General features: G+C 61.0%; 24 protein-coding genes and 3 pseudogenes. 20 read left to right on the forward strand and 7 right to left on the reverse strand.

Annotated features, from left to right (window positions below):
• The first annotated feature begins 449 nt into the window (after nucleotides 1-449).
• The 5 genes from F758_RS0111650 to trhA all read left to right on the forward strand — a co-directional run bounded on the left by F758_RS0111650 (nucleotide 450) and on the right by trhA (nucleotide 2,579).
• Nucleotides 450-683, forward strand: a complete 234-nt coding sequence (locus F758_RS0111650; protein ID WP_024508030.1) for a hypothetical protein — start codon at nucleotides 450-452, stop codon at nucleotides 681-683.
• A 14-nt stretch (nucleotides 684-697) separates the two neighbouring features.
• Nucleotides 698-1,108: a hypothetical protein gene (locus F758_RS0111655; protein ID WP_024508031.1), complete on the forward strand. Its 411-nt coding sequence runs from the start codon at nucleotides 698-700 to the stop codon at nucleotides 1,106-1,108.
• Nucleotides 1,105-1,329 (forward strand): hypothetical protein, encoded by a 225-nt coding sequence (locus F758_RS0111660; RefSeq protein ID WP_024508032.1) that lies wholly within the window; start codon nucleotides 1,105-1,107, stop codon nucleotides 1,327-1,329. The genes F758_RS0111655 and F758_RS0111660 overlap by 4 nt, the downstream gene beginning before the upstream one ends.
• 503 nt (nucleotides 1,330-1,832) lie before the next feature.
• On the forward strand, nucleotides 1,833-2,090 hold the full coding sequence (locus F758_RS46435; RefSeq protein ID WP_051386839.1) for a hypothetical protein: 258 nt from the start codon (nucleotides 1,833-1,835) through the stop codon (nucleotides 2,088-2,090).
• A 3-nt stretch (nucleotides 2,091-2,093) separates the two neighbouring features.
• Nucleotides 2,094-2,579 (forward strand): PAQR family membrane homeostasis protein TrhA, encoded by a 486-nt coding sequence (gene trhA, locus F758_RS46440; protein WP_051386840.1) that lies wholly within the window; start codon nucleotides 2,094-2,096, stop codon nucleotides 2,577-2,579.
• Between the two features lie 250 nt (nucleotides 2,580-2,829).
• Here the strand turns inward: trhA and F758_RS0111675 are convergent, their stop codons facing one another.
• Nucleotides 2,830-3,894: an ABC transporter substrate-binding protein gene (locus F758_RS0111675; RefSeq protein WP_024508033.1), complete on the reverse strand. Its 1,065-nt coding sequence runs from the start codon at nucleotides 3,892-3,894 to the stop codon at nucleotides 2,830-2,832.
• Between the two features lie 146 nt (nucleotides 3,895-4,040).
• Here F758_RS0111675 and F758_RS0111680 point away from each other — a divergent pair, with 146 nt between their 5' ends.
• The 4 genes from F758_RS0111680 to F758_RS0111695 are packed head-to-tail and all read left to right on the forward strand — an operon-like array spanning nucleotide 4,041 to nucleotide 8,323.
• A complete protein-coding gene (locus F758_RS0111680) occupies nucleotides 4,041-5,018 on the forward strand; it encodes a tripartite tricarboxylate transporter substrate binding protein (RefSeq protein ID WP_024508034.1) in 978 nt (325 codons plus the stop codon).
• 13 nt (nucleotides 5,019-5,031) lie between these two features.
• Entirely contained in the window at nucleotides 5,032-5,502 is a 471-nt protein-coding gene (locus F758_RS0111685) for a (2Fe-2S)-binding protein (protein WP_024508035.1), read from the forward strand.
• Nucleotides 5,499-7,628 carry a xanthine dehydrogenase family protein molybdopterin-binding subunit gene (locus F758_RS0111690; protein ID WP_024508036.1) on the forward strand — a complete coding sequence of 710 codons (2,130 nt, stop codon included), beginning with the start codon at nucleotides 5,499-5,501 and terminating at the stop codon, nucleotides 7,626-7,628. The genes F758_RS0111685 and F758_RS0111690 overlap by 4 nt, the downstream gene beginning before the upstream one ends.
• Complete coding sequence (locus F758_RS0111695; RefSeq protein WP_024508037.1) at nucleotides 7,625-8,323, forward strand: molybdate ABC transporter substrate-binding protein; 699 nt, start codon at nucleotides 7,625-7,627, stop codon at nucleotides 8,321-8,323. Before F758_RS0111690 ends, F758_RS0111695 begins: the two co-directional genes overlap by 4 nt.
• 304 nt (nucleotides 8,324-8,627) lie before the next feature.
• On the opposite strand, the gene F758_RS0111700 is transcribed toward F758_RS0111695, so the two are convergent.
• Nucleotides 8,628-9,578, reverse strand: a complete 951-nt coding sequence (locus F758_RS0111700; protein WP_245286469.1) for a c-type cytochrome — start codon at nucleotides 9,576-9,578, stop codon at nucleotides 8,628-8,630.
• Between the two features lie 312 nt (nucleotides 9,579-9,890).
• Here F758_RS0111700 and F758_RS51720 point away from each other — a divergent pair.
• Nucleotides 9,891-10,148: pseudogene (locus F758_RS51720) on the forward strand (transposase); the annotation flags it as partial.
• A gap of 62 nt (nucleotides 10,149-10,210) precedes the next feature.
• On the forward strand, nucleotides 10,211-10,786 hold the full coding sequence (locus tag F758_RS43730; RefSeq protein ID WP_245286470.1) for a recombinase family protein: 576 nt from the start codon (nucleotides 10,211-10,213) through the stop codon (nucleotides 10,784-10,786).
• A gap of 19 nt (nucleotides 10,787-10,805) precedes the next feature.
• On the opposite strand, the gene F758_RS0111720 is transcribed toward F758_RS43730, so the two are convergent.
• Complete coding sequence (locus F758_RS0111720; protein ID WP_024508039.1) at nucleotides 10,806-10,994, reverse strand: hypothetical protein; 189 nt, start codon at nucleotides 10,992-10,994, stop codon at nucleotides 10,806-10,808.
• A 683-nt stretch (nucleotides 10,995-11,677) separates the two neighbouring features.
• On the opposite strand from F758_RS0111720, the gene F758_RS49465 reads away from it, so the two are divergent.
• From F758_RS49465 to F758_RS0111730, 3 genes are all read left to right on the forward strand, one after another.
• Nucleotides 11,678-11,851: a hypothetical protein gene (locus F758_RS49465; RefSeq protein WP_157449968.1), complete on the forward strand. Its 174-nt coding sequence runs from the start codon at nucleotides 11,678-11,680 to the stop codon at nucleotides 11,849-11,851.
• A 365-nt stretch (nucleotides 11,852-12,216) separates the two neighbouring features.
• Nucleotides 12,217-12,636, forward strand: a complete 420-nt coding sequence (locus F758_RS0111725) for a ribbon-helix-helix domain-containing protein (RefSeq protein WP_024508040.1) — start codon at nucleotides 12,217-12,219, stop codon at nucleotides 12,634-12,636.
• Nucleotides 12,637-12,720: 84 nt separating this feature from the next.
• Nucleotides 12,721-13,920, forward strand: a complete 1,200-nt coding sequence (locus F758_RS0111730) for an extracellular catalytic domain type 1 short-chain-length polyhydroxyalkanoate depolymerase (RefSeq protein WP_024508041.1) — start codon at nucleotides 12,721-12,723, stop codon at nucleotides 13,918-13,920.
• Between the two features lie 946 nt (nucleotides 13,921-14,866).
• Here F758_RS0111730 and F758_RS51725 read toward each other — a convergent pair.
• A pseudogene (locus F758_RS51725) lies at nucleotides 14,867-15,024 on the reverse strand (dihydroorotase); the annotation flags it as partial.
• 70 nt (nucleotides 15,025-15,094) lie between these two features.
• Between F758_RS51725 and F758_RS53225 the strand changes: the two are divergent.
• Nucleotides 15,095-15,280, forward strand: a pseudogene (locus F758_RS53225) (DUF6894 family protein); the annotation flags it as partial.
• Nucleotides 15,281-15,417: 137 nt separating this feature from the next.
• Here F758_RS53225 and F758_RS0111750 read toward each other — a convergent pair.
• Together F758_RS0111750 and F758_RS51730 are read right to left on the reverse strand one after the other, a co-directional pair.
• Nucleotides 15,418-15,750, reverse strand: coding sequence for a low affinity iron permease family protein (locus F758_RS0111750; RefSeq protein ID WP_024508042.1), 333 nt, complete (start codon nucleotides 15,748-15,750; stop codon nucleotides 15,418-15,420).
• 46 nt (nucleotides 15,751-15,796) lie between these two features.
• Nucleotides 15,797-15,976 (reverse strand): hypothetical protein, encoded by a 180-nt coding sequence (locus F758_RS51730; RefSeq protein WP_245286471.1) that lies wholly within the window; start codon nucleotides 15,974-15,976, stop codon nucleotides 15,797-15,799.
• Here F758_RS51730 and F758_RS52765 point away from each other — a divergent pair.
• Entirely contained in the window at nucleotides 15,950-16,345 is a 396-nt protein-coding gene (locus F758_RS52765; RefSeq protein ID WP_283805855.1) for a Cache 3/Cache 2 fusion domain-containing protein, read from the forward strand. The genes F758_RS51730 and F758_RS52765 overlap by 27 nt on opposite strands.
• A 239-nt stretch (nucleotides 16,346-16,584) precedes the next feature.
• On the opposite strand, the gene F758_RS0111765 is transcribed toward F758_RS52765, so the two are convergent.
• Nucleotides 16,585-17,391 (reverse strand): SDR family NAD(P)-dependent oxidoreductase, encoded by an 807-nt coding sequence (locus tag F758_RS0111765; protein WP_024508045.1) that lies wholly within the window; start codon nucleotides 17,389-17,391, stop codon nucleotides 16,585-16,587.
• Nucleotides 17,392-17,489: 98 nt separating this feature from the next.
• On the opposite strand from F758_RS0111765, the gene F758_RS0111770 reads away from it, so the two are divergent.
• From F758_RS0111770 to F758_RS0111785, 4 genes are all read left to right on the forward strand, one after another.
• Complete coding sequence (locus F758_RS0111770; protein WP_024508046.1) at nucleotides 17,490-18,236, forward strand: GntR family transcriptional regulator; 747 nt, start codon at nucleotides 17,490-17,492, stop codon at nucleotides 18,234-18,236.
• Between the two features lie 74 nt (nucleotides 18,237-18,310).
• Nucleotides 18,311-19,309 (forward strand): TRAP transporter substrate-binding protein DctP, encoded by a 999-nt coding sequence (dctP, locus tag F758_RS0111775; protein ID WP_024508047.1) that lies wholly within the window; start codon nucleotides 18,311-18,313, stop codon nucleotides 19,307-19,309.
• Nucleotides 19,310-19,358: 49 nt separating this feature from the next.
• Nucleotides 19,359-19,874 carry a TRAP transporter small permease gene (locus F758_RS0111780; protein ID WP_024508048.1) on the forward strand — a complete coding sequence of 172 codons (516 nt, stop codon included), beginning with the start codon at nucleotides 19,359-19,361 and terminating at the stop codon, nucleotides 19,872-19,874.
• 18 nt (nucleotides 19,875-19,892) lie between these two features.
• On the forward strand, nucleotides 19,893-21,182 hold the full coding sequence (locus tag F758_RS0111785) for a TRAP transporter large permease (protein WP_024508049.1): 1,290 nt from the start codon (nucleotides 19,893-19,895) through the stop codon (nucleotides 21,180-21,182).
• Nucleotides 21,183-21,212 lie beyond the last annotated feature (30 nt).

Here is a 21,212-nt window from a genome sequence, read left to right on the forward strand (position 1 = left end):
CGCTGTCCGGTGCAGGAAGTAGAGCACTTTGCGAAAGGCGCTACAATTCGTTTCCGGCAACCGAAACGCTCGGGTCGGCGCGCCGCAACCCCTACTTACGTCAGGTTGGCATTGCACCGCATTCACAACCGATGCGACTAGGAATACTGCCTCAGGCGCGCGTGATGGCTGCCAAACCTTGGTATAGCCCCTTTATGCCTTTCGATGGGAGGCGCCAACCTCCGTAGGATTGAGCAGACGGTTTGGCGCCCGCTAGTGTGATCGCCAATCGGGCCCGTCGCTTGCAGAAAAGCGGCCCAGAGGGTGACGCTCTACATTCGCTGCCGCCATGAGCGCCGGAAGACGTGACATCCCGCTACGAACCGGAGGTAACGCTTCTTCTGCGTGCGCCATGCGACCGCGACAGCCGGTCCCGAGCTTCCGTCCCCGCGAGGTCAACAGGAGCCAACATGCATAGCAGCTCGGAATGTCCTCACCACCACGGATCGGAGCGCTGCGCCATCTGCGGCGGTAAGTTTGGTCTGATCCGCCACTACTCCTGGCGCACGGCGCTCTGCTCCAGCCGATGCCTCGACCAGTTCAGGGCCCGCCGCGAGCGCGATCGGCGCTGGCTGTTCCGGTTTCAGGCCTACGAGGAGGACGGCCGCAATCTTCGTAGCGAGTTTGCCGCGTCAATGGTCTGACGGCGGGGCACCGCATGAGGCTGCTCTACACCTTGATGATGTGCAGTTGGTTCTGCGGTTCCTTGGCCGTCCCGGTCCAGGCGCAGGAGGTCCGAGAGGAAACCGGGGAGGAGGCCGCGCATCGCCATCATCCGCCCCAGGACCAGGCCCTGCACCAAAAGTTCTATTCGGGCTGGCACATGCCGGATAACCCAGCGCTGAGCTGCTGCAACGACGCCGACTGCTATCCGACCGAGATCAGATATGTGGACGGCAAAATCTACGCAAAGCGCAGGGAGGACGGCAAATACATTCTTATCCCCGCGCAGAAGGTCGAGCGGAACAGGGATAACCCCGATGGGCGAAATCACCTCTGCGCTCCGCCGCCGAGCGCGTACGGGCAACCCGACATCGTTTACTGCTTTGCCCTGGGAGGCGCGACATGAACTTCATCTGCGTGAACGGCAGGACGCCTCACCCGCGAACGTTCTGTATGCTGTGCCTTTCGCCGATCGGAACGAGCTATCTGCGCGAGATCAGAACTCGATTCCCGTTCTGTGATCACCGCTGCTACGCGCTTCTGCGCCAGAGCAGCGCGGCCCTCCTGCAGGACGGCCCGATCCTGCCCGCACGAGCCCTTGAAAAACGCGCCGAGCCGAGCAGTTGACGTCGTGAAATACGTGCTAGTCAACCACAGAGCGCCCAACGCAAATTGCGCCTGCGACAGGTGCGGGCATCCGCTTCAAACAACCTATTTGCGAGACGTCGCCACGCGAAGGCGGTATTGCGGTCACGAGTGTTACCGGCGCCGGCCCCTGTCGGGCTTTCCACTGCTCGAAATCATGATTCCTGCGACCATGGTTTACTTGGGCCTTGCCATGCATGCATGCGCGCTGTCGGCGAGCCTCTTCGAGGCGGCACTGCTCGCCTATGATGAGGCGGACGCGCCATGAACGAGGTGACGAGCCGCGGCGCCTGCCAGGAGGACAATCACGACGATCAGACGTGGAAGATCTTCCCATAGCGCGCCTTGATCCCCTCGCCCTCAACAAAATCCTACGACATCGGCAGTTCGATGCTGACGAGCGTCGAAGCTTAACGTTGTTTATTCCCGCGCGATTGCTGCTTCCGGAGCGTGGAACGTTCAAGGCTCATTCGCCTTTCTAGCATATGAGCAGTGATTTCACGGCCCCGGCCCCCCGCCATACGGCGGCAGAGCCGGGTGCAATCGATTGGGACTACGATCCGCTCGAGGTAATCGCTGATGGTATCGTCCATCTCACCGGCGCGTGCCTCGGATTTATCGCCGGCCCCGTGCTTATCGTCCTCAGCCTGGTTTCAGCGACCCTGCTGAGCATCATCGCCGTAGTGATATATGTCTGGGGTCTGTTGTCGATGCTCTCTCTGTCGGCCGCCTTTAATTTGTAGCCGGTGTCCCGTACCAAATGGCTGCAGAGGCGGTTTGATCATTCGGCGATTTTTCTCCTCATCGCTGCGACCTACACGCCATTCGTCGTGGATCTGGGGAACAGTTCTCTTACCGTCCTATTTTTGATCGGCATGTGGAGCGTTGCCGTCCTCGGGATCCTGATAAAGCTCCTCTGCCCCGGCCGTTTCGAGCGCACCTCAATCGGCTTCTGTCTTCTGATGGGTTGGAGTGGTCTCCTGCTGTATGAGGGAGCGAAGGGATTATTTCCGCCAGGGGAGCTGAGGCTCGTCATCATAGGCGGCGCGCTTTACACATTTGGCCTGGTGTTCCATCTCTGGCAGCAATTGCGGTTCCAGAACGCAATCTCGGTGACAAGGTCTGTATGCCCCTGGTTGATGACGATGTGCGGCGGACCTACTACGACCTCGAGCCTCGGCCTTTTGGCTTGCAAATCAGCTTTCGTCGAGGTCGCATGGGCCAAGTTTTGATGTTCCCGATGTAAAGGCGCTCGAGCTACGGTCCCGTCCAATCTTTCAGGCGCTTGCCACATCTCCCAACCGGACCGGCAGACGGCATGTTCCCTCACCTCCCTTCTGCTCGCCTCGGTGCTCAGCGAACCAGGGATCTTAGAATCCTTCTGCTCTCGCCATTTGTGGAAAAACCCGCAGTTCCCAGTCCAGCAGCGGACCTAACTCTTGGCCGAATCTCAGCCGAGTCGGGCTCTCCTGTCCCAACCGATCAGACGTGGAAGATCTTCGTATAGTGCGCCCTGATCGCCTCGCCTTCCCTCACCACCGCATCCGGGTCGTCCTTCATGGTCTTGATCTCCTTCAGCGACTTGCGGCCGGGCTTATCCTGCGTATCCGGATGAACCGAGCGCAGGCCGCCGACATCGACGATGAGCTGCTGCGCCTCACGGCCGAGGCAGAAAGACTGGAACAGCTTGGCCGCATTCGGGTTGGGCGAGGATTTGAAGACGGCGTTGGGACCCACGATCAGCGGCGAGCCGTCGGTTGCATAGACCGGCTCGACCGGGCGGCCTCTCTCCTTCAGCTCGAAGATGTTGTACTCGTTGCCGTCAGCCATCACGGCGCGCTCGCCGAGATCGAGTTTCTTCGGCGGATCGGCAGAGGATTGCACCTGCATGACGTTCTGCTTGGCAAGCTGCTCGAAATAGCCCCAGCCGAGATCGCGCTGCATCTGGTACGTGGCGGTCATGATGGTGCCGCTATAGCCGGGATGCGCCTTCACGATCTTGCCCTTCCATTTGGGATCGAGCAGATCGGCAAAGCTCCTCGGCGCCTCTTCCGCCTTCACCAGCTCGCTGTTGTAGGCGATGATCGAGAGCCAGACACGGAAGCTCGCATATTGGCCGTCGACGTCGCGATGCTCGGCCGGAAATCTCGCGACATCCTCGGGGACGTAAGGCAACAGGATGCCGTCCCGCTTCCAGACGATAAAATGCGCGGCATCGGATGAATTGACCACGTCAACCGCGTGAATGTTGCTGGAATATTCCTGACCGATGCGCTGAAACACCCGCTCCGCGCCGGTGCGCTCGACGCGCACCGAAATGCCTGAATATTTTGCCTCGAAGGCCTTGGCGATCTTTTCTGCGACCGGCAGGTCGGTCGATGTATAGTAGACCACCTGGCCTTCCTTCTTCGCCGCATCGATCAGCGCCGGCGTGACAGCCTGCGGTGGCGGCGCGTTTGCCAACACGCGGGTCGAGAAGGTCGTCCCCAGCAGCGCGGCACCCGTACACTTGAGCATGTCGCGACGCGAGACCTTAGGGGTCTTCATGGGCGTTTCCCTTCAGCGGTCGGCGATCTCCGCGGCATTACAAATTAGCCTTTATTCCCGCGCGGTCCAGCCAGTCTACCGTCGACAGCCTGTTTGCATTGCAGCTAGATTGCTGGGTAACGAACAACGATTGTTGGGAGGCCGAAATGACGGGCCCGCGGGTTGTGCTGGCGCTGCTCGCATTGCTGTTTGCAGCTCCCGTCATGAGCGCGCCATCCTATGCGGATGATTATCCGAGCCGGCCGGTCAAGATCATCGTCCCCTTCGGCCCCGGCGGGCCCGCCGATGTCGCCGCGCGCCTGCTCGGTAATATCCTGCAGCAAAGTCTTGGCCAGGCCTTCGTGGTCGAAAACCGCGCCGGCGCCGGCGGCGTGATTGGCACGCAGGAGGCCGCCAAGTCCTCAGCCGACGGCTATACGCTGCTCATGATGTCCAACACCCAGACTGCGAATGAATCGCTGCTGCCATTGGTGCAGCGCAAGTATGACCTGATGCGCGATCTCGTGCCGATCGCACCGGTCAATTATTCCGACCTCGTCATCGTCGTGCATCCTTCCGTCCCCGCCAGGACGCTGCAGGAATTCATTGCACTTGCGAAATCGCAGCCGGGCAAGCTGAACTACGCCTCCTCGGGCCAGGGCACGCCCTACCATATGGCCGGCGAGCTGTTCAAAACCATGGCCGGCATCGACGTCGTGCATGTGCCTTACCGCAACAGCGGCGAGGCGCGCAGCGGCGTGATCGGCGGACAAGAGCAGATGATGATCGACGCAGTGCCGACGATGGCGCCCAATATTGCGGAGAAGCAGGTGCGCGCGCTCGCAACCACGGGCAAGATACGCTCGAGCGTCCTGCCCGACGTGCCGATGGCAAGCGAAGCCGGCGTCCCCGGCTATGAGGCGACCATCTGGCTCGGCCTGATGGCGCCAGCCGGCACGCCAAAGCCGATTATCGAGAAGCTCAACACCGCGGTTAATGCGATCGTGAAGCGCCCCGACATCGTCAGATTGTGGACCCAGCAGGGCGCCGTTCCGATGTCGATGTCGCCGGAAGAATTCGATAGATTCCTCCGTGAGGACATTGTGAAGTGGGCTGACGTCGTCAAGAAATTCGAAAAACCGTAAGAGCCGAGGTCCCATGCCGAGCATCCGCTTTCGCCTCAACGGTACTGCGAGAGAAATCGACGCCGATCCCACTTCTACTCTGCTCGACATCCTGCGCGGACAATTTGGGCTCATTGGCCCACATTTCGGCTGCGGCTCAGGCGAATGCGGCGCCTGCCGCGTCATCGTCGCCGATCACGCCGTAACCTCATGCGATACGCCGGTGTGGTCGGTCGCGGACAAGGACGTCACGACGCTGGAGGGATTAGGCAGTCCGGAGCATCCGCATCCCCTGCAGCGCGCCTTCATCGCCGAGCAGGCGATGCAATGCGGGTATTGCGTCTCAGGCGTGTTGATGAGCGCGGCCGCGCTTCTGATGCAAAAACCGGAACCAACCGAGGCGGAGGTGCGTGCGGCGCTCGACCGCAATCTCTGCCGCTGCGGCGCGCATAACCGCATGGTCCGAGCGGTGCTGGCCGCCGCGAACGAAATGACCGTTCCATGACTGGAGCGCCCTCTCCTCCGATCCTGCCGGTCAGCCTCGCCGCGAACCCAAAGCTGTCGTCCTGGGTCAGGTTCGCCCCCGACGGACAGGTGATGGTCTCCTCCGGTAAGGTCGAGATCGGGCAAGGCATCGTCACGGCGTTGGCGCAGATCGCCGCCGACGAACTCGATGTCGATATCGGCCGCGTCCGGATGATCCGCGCGACCACGTCAACGAGTCCGAACGAGGGCGTCACCTCGGGCAGTCTGTCGATCCAACAATCGGGGCGCGCGCTACGGCTCGCCTGCGCCGAAATCAGGCAGATCTTCTTGGTCGCTGCGGCGGACCGTCTCGGAGTGGATGAAGATGCGCTCGCGATCGAGGACGGCACGATCTCCGGGCCTGGAAATGTCACGACCAGTTATTGGGAGCTCGCCGGCGACATCTCGCTCGATCGGGATGCGGCGGGTGGCTTGCCGAAACCGGCTGTCCGGCGTGCGCTAGCCGGTCGCTCGGTGCAGCGGCTTGATATTCCGGACAAGGTGTTTGCGCAGCCCCGGTTCATCCAGGATCTTGCTCTGCCTGGCCTTGTCCATGGCCGGGTGCTGCGGCCGGAAAGACCGGGCGCCAAACTTACCAGACTGGACGAAAACGCCGCACGTGCCGTTACCGGCGTAATCGCGATCTGCCGCGACGGCAGTTTTGTCGGCGTGGTCGGTGAAACCGAGCGCGCTGCCGAAGCGGCTCTGGCCCTGTTGCGCAAGGCTGCGGCATGGTCGGGAGGCGAGGCTCTGCCCGATGAGGACGATCTGGCGAATTTTTTGAAGGCGCAGCCGGTGGAGTCGACCATCGTCGACCACAAGACTGCCTCCGCGCCGGGACGCAAAGCACGCACGATCCGTGCCCGATATACTCGCCCCTATATTGCGCACGCCTCGATCGCGCCGTCCTGTGCGATCGCGCAATGGACCGCCGACCGCGTGCGGGTCTGGACGCACAGCCAAGGGGTCTATCTCTTGCGCGCCGATCTCGCGCTGGTGCTGAAACTGCCTGCCGAGAACATCACGGTGGAGCATCTCGAAGGCGCCGGCTGTTACGGTCATAACGGCGCCGACGATGTCGCGCTCGATGCGGTGCTGCTTGCGAAGATCGCTGGCGGCAAGCCGGTGCGCGTGCAATGGTCGCGCGCGGACGAGATGACGCATGCGCCGTTCGGAGCGGCGATGGCGATCGAGCTCGAGGCCGATCTTGACGCGCAAGGCGAAGTCGTGAACTGGCGTCATGCGATCTGGAGCAACGGGCATGCGGCGCGGCCGGGGCGCGCGTCGCAACCGGCGCTGCTGGCTGCGACCGAGCTCGCCCACCCCTTCCCACGCATGGTCTCCACCAATCCCCCCCAGGTCAATGGCGGCGGGGGCGATCGCAACTCGGTGCCGCTTTACGATTTCCCGTCCTGGATCATCGAGAGCCATCGCCTGCTGACCATGCCTGTCCGCACCTCGGCACTACGCACGTTGGGTGCGCACGGCAATGTGTTCGCGATCGAGTCGTTTATCAACGAAATCGCCGCGGAGCGCGGCGAAGACCCCCTCGCCTTCCGGCTCCGGCATCTGAGGGACGAGCGCGCAAGAGCCGTGATCCGCTCCGTTGCCCGCCGCGCCACCTGGAAGCCCGCACCTCAGGCTGGAATCGGCCACGGCATCGGCTTTGCGCGCTACAAGAACACCGGTGCTTATTGCGCCGTGATCGCCGAGATCGAGGGTGAGCAAGACATTCGCGTGAAGAAGCTGACCGTCGCTGTCGATGTGGGCGAAGCCATCAATCCGGACGGCGTCATCAACCAGATCGAGGGCGGAGCGATCCAGGCGACGAGCTGGACGCTGAGAGAGCGCGTCCGCTTCGAGGCGACACGCATTACCAGCACCAGTTGGGCGGATTATCCCATCCTGCGCTTTTCTGAAGTGCCGGCCGTGGACGTCGAAGTCATCCAGCGGCCGGAGATGGATCCCGTCGGCGCTGGCGAGGCCGCGCACGGGCCGGTAACGGCCGCGATTGCCAATGCTGTGTTCGATTGTCTCGGCGTGCGGGTGCGCCAGCTTCCGATTACCCGGGACGGTTTGATCAAGGCTATGGATCTTTCCTCATGAGCAGTCTGAAGATTTTGAGCGGCGGTGCGGCACAGGGCCTGGTCGCGAGCCTCGGCTCCGAATTCAAAGCACGAACTGGCCTCGATATCGCCGGCGAGTTCGGCGCCGTCGGCAGCATGGCCGACAAGTTGCGCAATGGCACGCCAACCGATCTCGTCATTCTCACCGCAGCGCTTGTGGCGAGCTTGGCGGAGGACAAGCTGCTGGTGGCCTCTTCCATTGCGGATATCGGCAAGGTCGAGACGACGCTCGCGGTGCGCAACGGTGATCCAAAAGTGTCGATCAGCAACGCCTCTGATCTGCGCGCGGCGTTCCTGGCAGCGGATGCGATCTTCGTGCCCGACACCGAGGCCTCGACGGCTGGAATTCACGTCGCCAAGCTGCTGCAGCAACTCGACATCGCGGATGCCGTGGTGGCCAGGCTGCAGGTCTATCCTAATGGCGCAACTGCGATGCGGCATCTTGCGGCGTCCGAGGCCGCAAGACCGATCGGCTGCACGCAGTCAACGGAGATTATCAGCACGCCGGGCGTTGCGCTCTCAGGCTCACTGCCACCGGGTTGCGATCTCGCCACGACCTATACGGCGGCCATCGCGAAGCAGGCCGACAATCCGGCGCAAGCAGCGATGCTGATCGAGCTATTGACCAGTCGCGATCAACAGACACGGAGAGACCGTGCGGGCTTTTTGAGCTAGTCTAGGGCATGGCCTCACTACGCTAGCTCTACCGGATAGTTCTTTCCCTCGATGAGACCTCGATTGCGCAACCCTTCCCGAAGGCCGCGATCACTTTTTTGGAGGTGGTTCGACGCGCAGGAATCCACCGCGCTTAAGCGTGCCTGCCTGAGGCCTATAGTGACTGCACGACCACGCTGCCAAGAGAATGGTGAACTCACGTCGTCTCATCTTCGAGATTTCCAACCGAGAGTCCGTGCGATAGGAGCGCCACGTGAAGCATCGTGAACCACCTCAAGATTTTGCTGGCTTACCTCATTCGACCCTACGGCACTTGAGAAGCGAGATAGGCGGCGAGCGACACGCGGTCCTCCTCGTCCAAATTAGCGATGACCCCGGCCATCAGGGCGCTCCAGGGCCCTGCGCGCGCGCCATGTTTGAAATCGTAAAGTTGCCGAGCGATGTAGCTTGGGGAGCGGCCGGCGATGCCCGGTATGGGGCCAAGGCCCCTGAGATCGTGACCGTGGCATATTCCGCACTGGACAGTCTTGCCGGCACCACCCGTCGTGACCAGCGCCTCTCCTCTTGCAACGCTGCCGACTGGAACGTACGCCGTAAATTCGGCGCGACTATCATATGCCTCGAACTGGTCGAGATCATCGGGCACCTCGACGATACGTCCGCGGATCGGCTCCCGCCCTTCGCCTTTCGAAGCAGCATAAATCAGCCACGCCACGTAGGTTTTGGGCACAGTGTCAGTCTCGATCACCTTGATGCGTTTTTTGAGCTTCAAGGAGGAGAAATATTGCGCCGCTTGCGCCACCTCGGCATCGGTTACGGCACGGGAAACCGAAAGCATTAACGCCACCGGGATCCGCTGGGGAACCGAGCTCTTTCGCGCTCCATCCCTGAAGTCGGCCACCTGCTGCGCGATGTAAGCCGCAGGAAGCCCGGCGAGGCTCGAGTTTTCGGGGCCGCCGGATCCATCCACGCGATGGCAGTGACCACACGCCAGTACATCGGGCTTCCTGCCAAATGCGACGATGTCCGGCATCGGGGGATGATCGTCAGGATGCCAGTCCTTGGCGAAGAAACGATCCCGCAATTGAGTTGTCGTGAAAGCAGCCGAACTGTCCGGCACATGATGGACCTTGCCGTCGTCTGGCGGAAGCTTGAAATCCGGAGGAGTGATCGGATACGCCCAGGCCGGCTTATCGGCGCTGTCGGCGGACAATGTAGCTTGCGATGGGAGCGCAAATGAAAGCGCGGTGGCCAAAGCCAGGCTCATTGTCATCCGCTTGGCGACGGATCTCCCGACCGTCAGAGCATTCACGACCTTTCGGTGCATGCACTCTCCTCCGTGGTCCGAGCGATATCGACTGCTTTGAAACGATATTTCTGATCCGCGGAGAACTCGACCCGAGTATCACGGTTTGCGACGTTCCGAGCGCCTTCGCTGGTTCGCGCAAGACTCCATCAAAGCGTTCGTGGAACAGCAATTCCGGTGGATTACCGTCAGCAACGTTGACAAGTCGGAGAGCAAGATCGGCAAACCGCGGCTATGATTCTTGCGTGATTCTGCGGGGGAATTATTGAGGCGCCGGATCGAGGGCAACGGACGCTATTGCCCGAATGCCTCGATGATTTCATTGACGAGAGCAACGCTGTTCGCGTGATCGATGCGTTTGTCGATGTGCTCGATCTGGCTGACATCAGCTTCGAAGGGTTGAGCTGGCAACTGGTCGGCCCTCGCATTATCTCTCGCTTCTGCTGAAGCTTTACATCTACGGTTATCCAGTCGAGCCGGCGGCTCGAGCGAGAGGCCGGGCGCAATGTCGAGGTCACTTAGCTGCTGGGTCGGCTCGCTCCCGATCACAAGACGATTGCAGACTTCCGAAGGATATCTGCGTGTTTCCACCGGCTGCCAGACCACCGATAAGCAGCGGCGCGAGCTGGAAGGCCGTTGCAGCGCGCTCCAGGTGGCAGATTGTCCGCTTCTATGAGGACGCGGGCATCATCGGCGCTAAGGGACGGGGCAAACGCCATGGTTTCGACCGCCTGCTGAAGGACGCCACGGCGCGCAAGGTCAACGTGATTGCCGCCTGGTCGGTCGACCGCCTTGGCCACAGCCTGCAAGACCTCGTCGACTTCCTCACCGAGCTCCAGGCCCTCGGCTGCGATCTCTACTTTTATCAGCAGGCGCTTGATACGAGCACGCCATCCGGCCAGGGTATGTTTCAGATGTGCGGCGTGTTCGCCGAGTTTGAACGCGGCATGATCCGAGAGCGCGTCAACGCTGGCCTTCGGGCCAAAGCACGCGGCTCCAGGCTCGGCCGCCGTCCGGTCAAGCTGGCGGTGGAAGCGCACATACGCGAACTCCATGACGAGGGCATAGGCATACTCAAGATCGGCAAGACGCTCAGAGTCGGTACATCCGTCGTGCAGCGCGTGCTCGAGGCTGAGGCGAAGCGGCAGGCCGCGTAGGCAAGCGTTGTTGGGGCTCTTATTCTTTATTCTTCTCTTTGGATTGCTCCTCTATCGCTCGCTCCAGCTCGCCTGCAAGAAGCGTGTAGTGAGCTACCAGGCGCGCAAAGATGTCCCGCTTTATCCTGCTCTTTGCCTCCCGCCGGAGGCGCTGGCATTCGGTGATCTGCACGTGCAAAATTTCCAACTGCGCCTGCATGTCTTTCATAATTGGTATGGAATATCAGCCCAACTGAACGGGGCCTGAACGCCCCTGGATTTCAAGCTCGCGCTGCGCCGGCGACAGCGCGAACAGGGCGCGGCGTCGGCCTACAGGCGTCGGTGGCTGAGAGACCGATCGCGCTGCCGGCTGCATAAATAAAGGAGCGCGCGATTTCAGATCAGCGCAATCGGGCCTTGCGTCCAAGGAACTGCAGACGCCGCTAAGGCTGCCTCGGTTTGTTCACCGCTTTCAGTTGACTAGTGATCTACAGTCGAGATCATCGAGGGCAAGCATGAAGAGCATTCCACGGCAGGGACATTGTCCACCAAGAGTGATCCCGCCGGTGTTCTCGCGCCCACAAAGAAGTTCAATTCGCGGCGTCCATTATCGTAGCTTATAGCCGCTCGTCTGATTGGTGGGCATACTTGCCGAATGCACATCCAGATCCCGTCGGACGAAACCTTTGCCGCGCGTCCCCGCTGTGATGACTGCGAGCTTCCTGCGACCTTTAGAACGACTGTTCAGGACCTTCGGCTTTCGCGACAAGTCCGGATTTATCAATGTCCCAACTGCGCCAAGGTCCTTTGGAGCGACTGAATAAGGCCGCCCGCTAAGGGAAGACGCGGTCGGCCTATGTTGTCCGCCGAAGCGGCTGCGGCGAGGCTGCAACGTCGGATGATGATGATCCGGTGGACGAACGCGCCGTCGCTCTGCGCGCCAATGCGGCGCACTGCATGAGCGTCGCCCGGCTCATGGGAAAAGAAGAGCGCGCCAGATTGATCCAGACGGCAAATGATTGGCTTGAGCGTGCGTCAAAGCTAGAGCAACAAGAAAACGGCGGGGGGAAGAGTCAACGCAAGTGACCCCGGTTCACGCGTCCCTCCATGACGCGCGATCCTCTTATCCAGTACTCTTACTGGTGGGGTTTAGCCGCGCTCAGCGAGGCGATCGCCTTGGTGATCTTCGCGCATTGAGACCCCGCTTCAGTTCGCGCCTGAGGCCAAGCCGGCCGATGTCGCCTGTCAGGCCCAAGACGGCTGCTCAGCACTCAAACCGGTAATATGGGCTGTCTGAGGACGGTGGGCTTATTGCCGATGATCCGTGACGGCCGGGTATGGTCTGACCCGGTTCTGGGCTGGGAGCGAGCTTGGTAGGAGCGCATGCTTGACGCGGCACCATTTGCCATCCATATAACATCCATCCAGATGGTGACCGGATGGTGAATAGGATGAGCAGCAATATCCGAGAACTCCGACCAAAGCCGACCGACAGCGAAAAAATCACGATTAATCTTGGCTATGTCGACCTTGGGCACGTCGATTTAATGGTGCAGGAAGGGTTCTACTCGAACCGTACCGATTTCATTCGAACGGCAATCCGTAACCAGCTCGAACGTCACGCGGATGTAGTCAAACAGTCCGCAGCCCGAAAAGGCCTGGATCTCGGTCTGCGGAATTTCAGCCGCGAGGATCTCGAAGCGGCGCGGCGCACCGGTGAGATGCTGCACATCAACGTCCTGGGACTTGCCAGCATCGCCCAAGACGTCACGCCCGAGCTTGCTCGCGCCACAATTGCTTCCGTCAGCGTGCTGGGCGCTTTGCATGCAACTCCCGCCGTCAAGGCTGCACTGGCCGATAGGACCCGGTGACGGGCGCAGCGGAATTGGATCGCGTTTTTCTCGCACAGCGCCTCATTAGCTTCAGAGCAAACGAAAGATTTGGAGACAAACAATATGCTGAACCAAGACATAATGCGCGAAGCCACTCGTCTCACACGCGCCGGCCGACTGGTGGAGGCCACCGTGCTCCTTCAGCGCATGCTTCGCGGTGACAGCGCGCCAGACGCGACATTGCACCCCCTCGCCCCTGCAGGACGAGAGCCGCCAATCATTGACGCGAAGGCCAATCCTACTGAGGAGACGGATGGTCGGCACCCAGGGCGCGCGGCGTCGGCTCAATCGCATATGTTCCGCGACCTCCTGGATCGCACAAACGAGCGCTCCAGGCTCCGACTGCGAGGTGTGAGTAAGCGCGCCCCGCCGACCACGTCGGACATGGTGCCGGAGGGCGCAAGCTTCATCGAAGATACCTACAGTAATCCGGCGGGAAGCCGTGCCTACCGGCTCTTCATCCCAAGCCGCTATCAGGGCCAACCGCTTCCTTTGGTCGTGATGCTACACGGCTGCACCCAATCGCCGGAAGATTTCGCCGCCGGAACGAGGATGAACTTCATCGCAGAAGAGCAAACCTGCTTTGTGGTCTATCCCGCACAGCACCGCAAGGCAAACCAGGCGAAATGCTGGAACTGGTTTCGCACAGCCGACCAGCAGCGGGGCAGAGGCGAGCCTTCGCTTATCGCGGGGATCACGCGCCAAATCATGCGCAACTATTCGGTTGATCCAAAGCGCGTCTATGTTGGTGGACTGTCGGCCGGAGCGGCGGCGGCGGCTATCATGGGCACAACTTACAGCGATCTGTACGCAGCAATTGGCGTGCATTCTGGCCTCGCCTGCGGGGCCGCGATTGACCTGCCGTCCGCGTTTGTCGCCATGCGACAAGGTCGCGGGTCGGATGGCAACGCAACGCTAGCTGACGGGCGGCCTGTCCCTACCATCGTTTTCCACGGCGATCGCGACGCTACCGTGCATCCAAACAACAGCGATCAAATCCTTGAGCAATCGTTGAGAACGACGAGCACAAAAAAGAAGGTGCATCGCGGGCGAGTACCCGGAGGGCATGCCTATACCCGCACGATCCACATCGACGCGAGCGGGCGCGGAATATTTGAGCACTGGAACATTCACGGAGCGGGACACGCATGGTCGGGAGGCAGCCCTGCGGGCTCGTATACCGATCCGCGAGGACCGGATGCAACAAGGGAAATGCTGCGCTTCTTCCTCGAGCATTCGCTGCCCACAGCCAGCCAGGGCTAGACTGTTTAGTGCGGTCTTGGTCGCATTAGCGAAGTAGAGACACGCCTCGTTGAGATCCGCTCAGCGAGATGTAGCCGATCTGCTTACGTTGAGTTTTTCGAATTCTGACTCTCAAAGAACCTTCGATCTGCGGCAGGCTTAGTTCAGGAAAAGTGCGTGCGGTGATTACATCAGAGCCAATGTGGTGGCCAACGCACCAACGCCAACCACGGCCATGCCGATGAAAAATCGTTCCACCCAGTCCATACGAGCTCTCTCGATCATCCATTCAGCAGAACGCGCAGGCTTGAACTTAGCTCCCAAACGAAAACAGCCCAGCGCTGGAACTGGGCTGCTTCGGGGCTGCCGTAGCGAAGGAGGATTAACTACGGCGTTCATCTAAATGAACGGGTGTTAATTTCGTTCCTTGGGCGAGCCCGTTAGCCGTCTAGGCGTGTAGAGGCCACCGGCCAACAGCACCCACCGACTGTGGAACTCGATTGGTAGGATCATTGTTTGTTGAACGTGAAGGAGGGGGCGGCCCCAGTACTCCCCACCCCATTGCCCAAGGGGCTGGGGCCGTTCCGGCATGAGCATATTACCTGAGCTGCCGCTAATACGTGCCGAGATCCAGGCGATCGTAGAGGATGCCGTGGTAGGGGCGGCTGTGGATCTGTTGTAGTGGCCCCCGCCGAAGAGGCGCTGACGTTACTCCAAGCTGGCGAGCAGTATCGGGCGCTCGTCCTCGATATCAAGCTCAGAGCCGGAATGACTGGCTGGCTGGCGACGCGTCGGGCACGGGAGATGGATCCCACTCTTGCGATCATCTACATGACGGCTGGAGCCCGCGGCCCTGCTGCAAAAGCCGTTCGCGCCTGCTCACTTCTTATCGCCGTTCGCAGCTTCTCAACGCTGGCGCCCCGCAGCTTAGACCAGCGAGTTTGGCCCGCGAATCCCATGAGCCGCACGCCATGCCCTGAGCGCGCCGCAACGCGAAATAGACCGTCGCCGAATTATCGATCACCGCTTCGCTATCCGGCTGGCAGATGATGGTCGTGATACCGCCGCCTGGCTCGCGGAGGCGAACGTTTCGCGATGGCTGAGGTCGGGCTTGAGGAACGATCTATCCGGCGCAGCTTTTTGTACGGATGCCGAGGTATTATTTTGATTATCGTGAAGACAGCGTCTCACCACCGACGAGGTTGGCGCGGAACTGCCGAATCTGGACGCAGCTCGCAATGAAGTTTTTCAATCTTTAGGTGAGGCCGCCCGCGATTTTACGCGGCGCGGCATGGACGGCACTATTGAGATTGAGGTCCGGAACGAAACCGTCACCATTATGGTCGCGCGTGCGACCTTTGAAATCATCCGGAAGGAATAAGGCCGTTCCTTCTCGCCTCCTTGGCGACCTCACTTTTCAACCAGGTAGAAGTCTGTTGGCCGGAGCTGAGCGTCGGCGTTTCGCGTGCCTTTAAAGGTCCTTTCTCAAGGCGGTACCGGCGCGATTGAGTAGCGGCTCTAACCTCGATCGTCCGCTCTGGCGTTGGTGCGGAATGCCTCCACCTGCTCTGGCTCCTTATCATCAAGGTTGGCGAGCTGATTTCGAGCCTCGCCATTCACCCGTAGCAGCTCGTCCAGCTTGGCGTGAATTGCCTGCGTGTCCCGATGCTCGGAGCGCTGAATAAACAGTGTCATGAGCAGCGTCGCGAGGCTCACGATCCCGTGCCAATTCAAGCTGGCCCGATCGAAAATGAGCCAAAGTATCGTGTAAAGGACCACCGCTACGACGATCCACGGGCGCCATAGCCATGTCCCGGCGCTAGTTAGGAGGCGCTGAAGCAATTTGGCCATGTGAGGCAAGCCAGAAGCAGCCCCACCCGTTCCAACTTACTTCCGTTCACGCTGCGGAGCCGCTGTCCAGTCTTGCGCCCCGCATGGCCAAACGCTCGTAGGACCGAGCAACTTTGAGGAGGCGCTCTCTCGTTTGTGTCTCCTGCACGTTGCGGGCCATCGCGATCGTCTCCTTCGCACGCTCGCGCCAGTGCTCCGGGTGCATAAAGAGATCACTACCAGCCATTCCGGTCATCCTCTGCTCTCGCTAGCTAAACCCGGGAGAGACACGACGTTCCTAATCTTCTCCAGCTCCTGTTGTAGGTTGTGCGGCTGCTATCTCCGCTTCACGCAGGCTCAGGGCCCGGCCACTATCTTCGTGAAGAGCGGTGACGACTACGTCCGCGTCGCCACCAACGTGAAAAAGGATGATGGCTCGCGAGCGATCGGGACCATTCTGGATCCAAAGCGCAAAGCGAGCGAGTCCATCAGGAAAGACGAAGCATTCTATGGAGAGGCTGACATACTCGGCGAACTTTACATCACCAGGTACAAGCCGATACGGGATTCGTCGAAAAACGTGATAGGAATCTACTACGCAGGCTATTTGAAATAGATCTCTGCTCCGTCGCCCCGATCGCTGATGCTGCGCGCGAGCGGCTGGCCCAGCAGAGCCGTGGACGCTCGCATATTAACCGCGCCGGGCGGTGGGATGATAGTACGAGCCGATCGAAGGGTTGCGGGCACTTCTGCTTTTTGCTTTGAGCCGCCCGTCTAAACAGGGCGGAGTTCGTCCGCTCCGCTCTGCTGATTCAGACGTCAACTTGTTCTATTGAAGGCGCGCCCTGCTCGACGTTATTTGCTCAACTGCGTCAATCCGGTGGGCGGACCGTCGACAGCAGTCCAGCCGCCGTCGACGAACAGCGTGCTGCCGCTCACATAGCTTGCCGCATCCGACGCCAGATATGCCACCGCGGTCGCGACCTCGTCGGCGCTGCTCCAGCGGTTGAACACGGTGTGGCCGGCATAGAGATTGTAGATGTCCGGCCGCTGCTTGAACGGAGCCGTCAGCGCGGTCTCGACGATGCTCGGCGCGATCGCGTTGACGCGCACGCCAAAGCGGCCGACCTCGGAGGCGAAACCCTGCACCAAGAGGCCGATCGCCGCCTTGGTCGAGCCGTAGACCGCCAGCCCCGGCTCAATGGTGACCGCGCGGACGGATGAGCAGGCGATCAGGCTGCCGCCCTTCTGCTCAACCATGATGCGGCCGAAAGCCTGGAAGAACCACACCGTGCCTTTGATATTGAGGTTGATGACGCGGTCGAGATCCTCCTCCGTATAGTCGAGGATGGTCTTGCGGATGTTCAGCCCCGGCGTCGTCACCGCGATGTCGAGGCGCGGAAATTTCTGCATCGCGGTTTTTGCAAGCGCCGCGACATCGGCCGCGTTCGCGGCATCGCAAGCCGCCGCTTCCGCCGAGCCGCCGCGTTCGCGAATGGCGGCCACGGTCGCCTGCGCGCCCGCCTCCGACCTGTCCGCGCACAACACGCTTGCCCCGAGCGAGGCCAGCGCCTCGGCCGACGACTTGCCAATGCCGGACGCGGCGCCGAGCACGACGGCCGTCTTGCCGGTGAGATCAAACAGCTTGCGATAGTCCGTCACGTCAAAACCTCCCTATGCAGCCCCGTGATCCTGGCACCGCATCTTCATTTGCCAATCCGGTCGATATCATATACTAATATATTACTTGAGGCAGAGTCATGCGCCCACGAGCGACCAGCAAGAAAGCCGAGGCGGCGCCCCGCCTCTCAAGCCCGGCGGTTCGCCGCAACGGCAGGCCGCGTCGGACCACCGCTTCATCGCGAATCTATGCCGAGCTTCGCGACGAGCTGGTGTCCCTGCAAAGGCGCCCCGGTGAGCCGATCTCCGAAGCGCAGATCGCGCTGTCCTACGGGCTCAGTCGCACGCCGGTTCGCGAAGCGATCCTGAAACTCGCCGACGAAGGCCTGGTCGATATCTTTCCGCAGTCGGGCATTTTCGTCTCGCGCATTCCCCTTGGGGCGCTGCCGGAAGCCATCATCATTCGCAAGGCGCTGGAGGAAACGACGGCGCGGCTGGCCGCGGAGCGCGCCACCTCCAGCCAGATCCTCAAATTGCATTCCATTCTCGAGCGGCAGCGCGAATGCGATGCGGCCGGCGATCGCGACGGCTTTCACCAGGCCGACGAAGCATTTCACGCCGCCATCGCCGAAATCGCCGGGCATCCGGGGATCTGGTCGCTGATCCAGCAGGTGAAGGTTCACGTCGATCGCTACCGCCGCCTCACCCTGCCGCAGGCCGGGCGCATGGCGCAGGTGATCGCCGAACACGTGCCGATCCTCGCCGCCATCGAGGCGCATGACGCATCCGCCGCACGGGATGCGATGGAGAGCCATCTGGAGCACCTGCTGCGCGACATCTCGGTCACTCACGACATCAATCCGGAGTTCTTCGACGAACCAGACTGATCGATCCTGCACACGACCGAAGAAGTCGCGCACGTCATAATATCAAAGCCAACAATAACCCCCGGGAGGACATCATGAAACGCCGTGACTTCATCAAGTTTAGCGCAGGATTGGCAACGGCTGCCGCGATCTCGGCGCCGCCCTCCACCGCATCGGCGCAATCCAAGGCCGTCTTCAAGGCATCCGACGTCCAACCGGCCGGCTATCCAACTGTCGCCGCGACCGAGAGCCTCGGCAAGAAGCTCGAAGCCGCCACCAACGGGCGGCTGTCGCTGCAGATGTATCCATCCGCGCAGCTCGGCGGCGAGAAGGAAACCATCGAGCAGACCCAGATCGGCGCCATCCAGCTCCTGCGCGTTTCCGCCGGCGCGCTCGGCCCAATCGTCGACGACATCAACGTTGTCAACATGCCCTTCCTGTTCAAGAGCATCGCGCATTCGGAACAGATGATGGACGGTCCGATCGGCCAGGAGCTGCTCGAGCGCATCACCGCAAGCCCAACCGCCGGCATGGTCGGGCTGTGCTGGATGAACTCCGGCGCGCGCAGCATCTACAATACCAAGAAGCCGATCCACACGATCGAGGATCTCAAGGGCTTGAAGATCCGCGTCATCGGCAATCCTATCTTCATCGACATGATGAACGCACTCGGCGGCAACGGCATCGCCATGGGCTATGATCAGGTGTTCAGCGCACTTCAGACCGGGGTGATCGACGGCGCCGAGAACAATCCGCCGAGCTATGTCTTCAGCAATCACTACACGGCGGCCAAGCACTATTCGCTCACCGAGCACCTGATCATCCCGGAGGTGCTGCTGTTCTCCAAGAGAGTCTGGAACACGCTCTCGCCCGACGACCAGAACCTGACCAAGAGATTTGCCCGCGAGGCGCAGTTCGAAGAGCGCGAGCGCTGGAAGAAATATGAGCAGGAGGCGATGGAGAAGGCCAAGGCGGCCGGTTGCGAGATCATCGAGATCGCCGACAAGACGCCGTTCCAGAACGCGGTGAAGCCAGTGTGGGATAAGTATGGCCCGAAATACCAGGACATGATCAAGCGCATCCAGGCCATCTGAGCCGGCGGCACGCGGCAATTGCTGGCTTTGCATCGGGAGTACCTTAAAAATGGCCGGATTGTTTCGCCGAGCGATGGACTACCTCTATTTCGTCTGCGTCCTGGTCGGCGCCACCGCGCTGGTGCTGATCTCGGCCGTGATCCCTTATGCGGTGTTCACGCGTTATGTGCTCAACAGCGCGGCCTCATGGCCCGAGCCACTCGCGATCCTTCTGACCATCGTGCTGACCTTCATCGGAGCCGCCGCCGCCTACCGACTCAACCTGCACATGAACGTCGCCTATTTCGCGAACAAGCTGCCGCCCTACGCGCGGCGGCTGCTCGATCTGCTCGTGCAGCTCCTGATGGCGCTGATTGCGCTCTTCATGATCATCTGGGGCGAGCGGCTGGTCGAGGTGACCTGGCACAATACCATCGCCGATTTTCCGTTCCTCTCGGTCGGTCTCACTTATTTGCCAATACCCGTCGGAGGCGTCTGTCTGCTGCTTTTCATCATCGAGCGGATTTTCCTCGGGCTTCCACCCGACCCGATCGCCCACGGACCGGAAGCGACGCCCTTCGACTGATCGGCACGAGAGACAGACATGGACATCTTCATCCTGCTCGCGACAATGGCGTTCTGCTTTGTGATCGGCATGCCCATCGCCTATTCGCTTGCGCTTGCCGCGATTGCCGGCGCGTGGTCGATCGGGATCCCGCTCGAGGCGTTGATGCTGAAAATCTCCGATGGCGTCAGCAAGGTCGCGATGCTGACCATCCCGTTCTTCGTGCTCGCCGGCGCAATCATGGCGGAAGGTGGCATGGCGCGGCGTCTCGTTGCGTTTGCCGACGTGCTGGTCGGCTTCACGCGGCTCCGCGGGGGCTTGTCGATCGTCAACGTGCTGGCGACCACATTCTTGAGCGGAATTTCCGGCTCAGCCGTCGCCGACACCTCGGCGATCGGCTCGGTGATGATCCCGCAAATGGAGCGCTCCGGCTATCCGCGGGTGTTCGCGACCAATCTCACCATCACCTCCTCAGTGCAGGCGCTCTTGGTGCCGCCAAGTCATAACGCGGTGCTGTATTCGCTCGCCACCGGCGGGACCATTTCGATCAGCGCGCTGTTTATGGCCGGCGTTTTCCCGGGCCTGCTGCTTGGTCTGTCGCTGATCATGCTTTGCCTTGTCATTGCCTACCGCGAAGGCCATCCGCAGGGACAAACCGTGCCGGCGAAGGATGCGCTGCGCATCACCATCGATGCCGCCTGGGGGCTGATTACGCTCGTCATCATTCTCGGCGGCATTTTGGGCGGCATCTTCACCGCGATCGAGGCCGGCGCCGTGGCCTGTCTCTGGGCCTTCTTCGTGACCATGTTCATCTATCGCGACTATCGCTGGCGCGACCTGCCGGTGCTGCTGCATCGGACGCTGCGCACGGTCGCGATGGTGATGACCCTGATCGCCTGCGCCTCCAGCGTCGGCTACATCATGGCGCTGACGCAGATGCCAGCGAAGATGACGGCGTTCTTCCTGTCGATCTCCAGCAACAAATACGTCATCCTGTTCCTGATCAACGTCCTGCTGCTGCTCTTGGGCACGCTGGTGGACATGGCGCCCTCGATCCTGATCGCCACGCCGATCCTGTTGCCGGTGATGCAGAATTTCGGGGTCGATCCCGTGCATTTCGGCATGATCATGCTGCTCAACCTGGGCATCGGGTTGTGTCATCCGCCTGTCGGATCGATCCTCTTTGTCGGCTGCGCCGTCGGCAAGGTTACGATCGAACAGGTGATGCGCAAGATCTGGCCGTTCTATGCGGTCATGTTCCTGGTGCTGATGTTCGTGACCTACATCCCCGCAATCTCGCTCTGGCTGCCCGGCCACGTTTTGCGATAGAGAGATCTTAAGCCGTCCTGCAAAGGCGTC

It is taken from the genome of Bradyrhizobium sp. ARR65, assembly GCF_000472385.1.
In the GTDB taxonomy this organism is placed as follows: domain Bacteria; phylum Pseudomonadota; class Alphaproteobacteria; order Rhizobiales; family Xanthobacteraceae; genus Bradyrhizobium.

Bases quoted from the DNA above. Each gene is read 5' to 3' on its own strand.
- F758_RS0111650 (WP_024508030.1), top strand. From the start codon at position 450: ATGCATAGCAGCTCGGAATGTCCTCACCACCACGGATCGGAGCGCTGC.
- F758_RS0111655 (WP_024508031.1), top strand. From the start codon at position 698: ATGAGGCTGCTCTACACCTTGATGATGTGCAGTTGGTTCTGCGGTTCC.
- F758_RS0111660 (WP_024508032.1), top strand. From the start codon at position 1,105: ATGAACTTCATCTGCGTGAACGGCAGGACGCCTCACCCGCGAACGTTC.
- F758_RS46435 (WP_051386839.1), top strand. From the start codon at position 1,833: ATGAGCAGTGATTTCACGGCCCCGGCCCCCCGCCATACGGCGGCAGAG.
- F758_RS0111675 (WP_024508033.1), bottom strand. From the start codon at position 3,894: ATGAAGACCCCTAAGGTCTCGCGTCGCGACATGCTCAAGTGTACGGGT.
- F758_RS0111680 (WP_024508034.1), top strand. From the start codon at position 4,041: ATGACGGGCCCGCGGGTTGTGCTGGCGCTGCTCGCATTGCTGTTTGCA.
- F758_RS0111685 (WP_024508035.1), top strand. From the start codon at position 5,032: ATGCCGAGCATCCGCTTTCGCCTCAACGGTACTGCGAGAGAAATCGAC.
- F758_RS0111690 (WP_024508036.1), top strand. From the start codon at position 5,499: ATGACTGGAGCGCCCTCTCCTCCGATCCTGCCGGTCAGCCTCGCCGCG.
- F758_RS0111695 (WP_024508037.1), top strand. From the start codon at position 7,625: ATGAGCAGTCTGAAGATTTTGAGCGGCGGTGCGGCACAGGGCCTGGTC.
- F758_RS0111720 (WP_024508039.1), bottom strand. From the start codon at position 10,994: ATGAAAGACATGCAGGCGCAGTTGGAAATTTTGCACGTGCAGATCACC.
- F758_RS0111725 (WP_024508040.1), top strand. From the start codon at position 12,217: ATGAGCAGCAATATCCGAGAACTCCGACCAAAGCCGACCGACAGCGAA.
- F758_RS0111730 (WP_024508041.1), top strand. From the start codon at position 12,721: ATGCTGAACCAAGACATAATGCGCGAAGCCACTCGTCTCACACGCGCC.
- F758_RS0111750 (WP_024508042.1), bottom strand. From the start codon at position 15,750: ATGGCCAAATTGCTTCAGCGCCTCCTAACTAGCGCCGGGACATGGCTA.
- F758_RS51730 (WP_245286471.1), bottom strand. From the start codon at position 15,976: ATGGCTGGTAGTGATCTCTTTATGCACCCGGAGCACTGGCGCGAGCGT.
- F758_RS0111770 (WP_024508046.1), top strand. From the start codon at position 17,490: ATGCGCCCACGAGCGACCAGCAAGAAAGCCGAGGCGGCGCCCCGCCTC.
- dctP (WP_024508047.1), top strand. From the start codon at position 18,311: ATGAAACGCCGTGACTTCATCAAGTTTAGCGCAGGATTGGCAACGGCT.
- F758_RS0111780 (WP_024508048.1), top strand. From the start codon at position 19,359: ATGGCCGGATTGTTTCGCCGAGCGATGGACTACCTCTATTTCGTCTGC.
- F758_RS0111785 (WP_024508049.1), top strand. From the start codon at position 19,893: ATGGACATCTTCATCCTGCTCGCGACAATGGCGTTCTGCTTTGTGATC.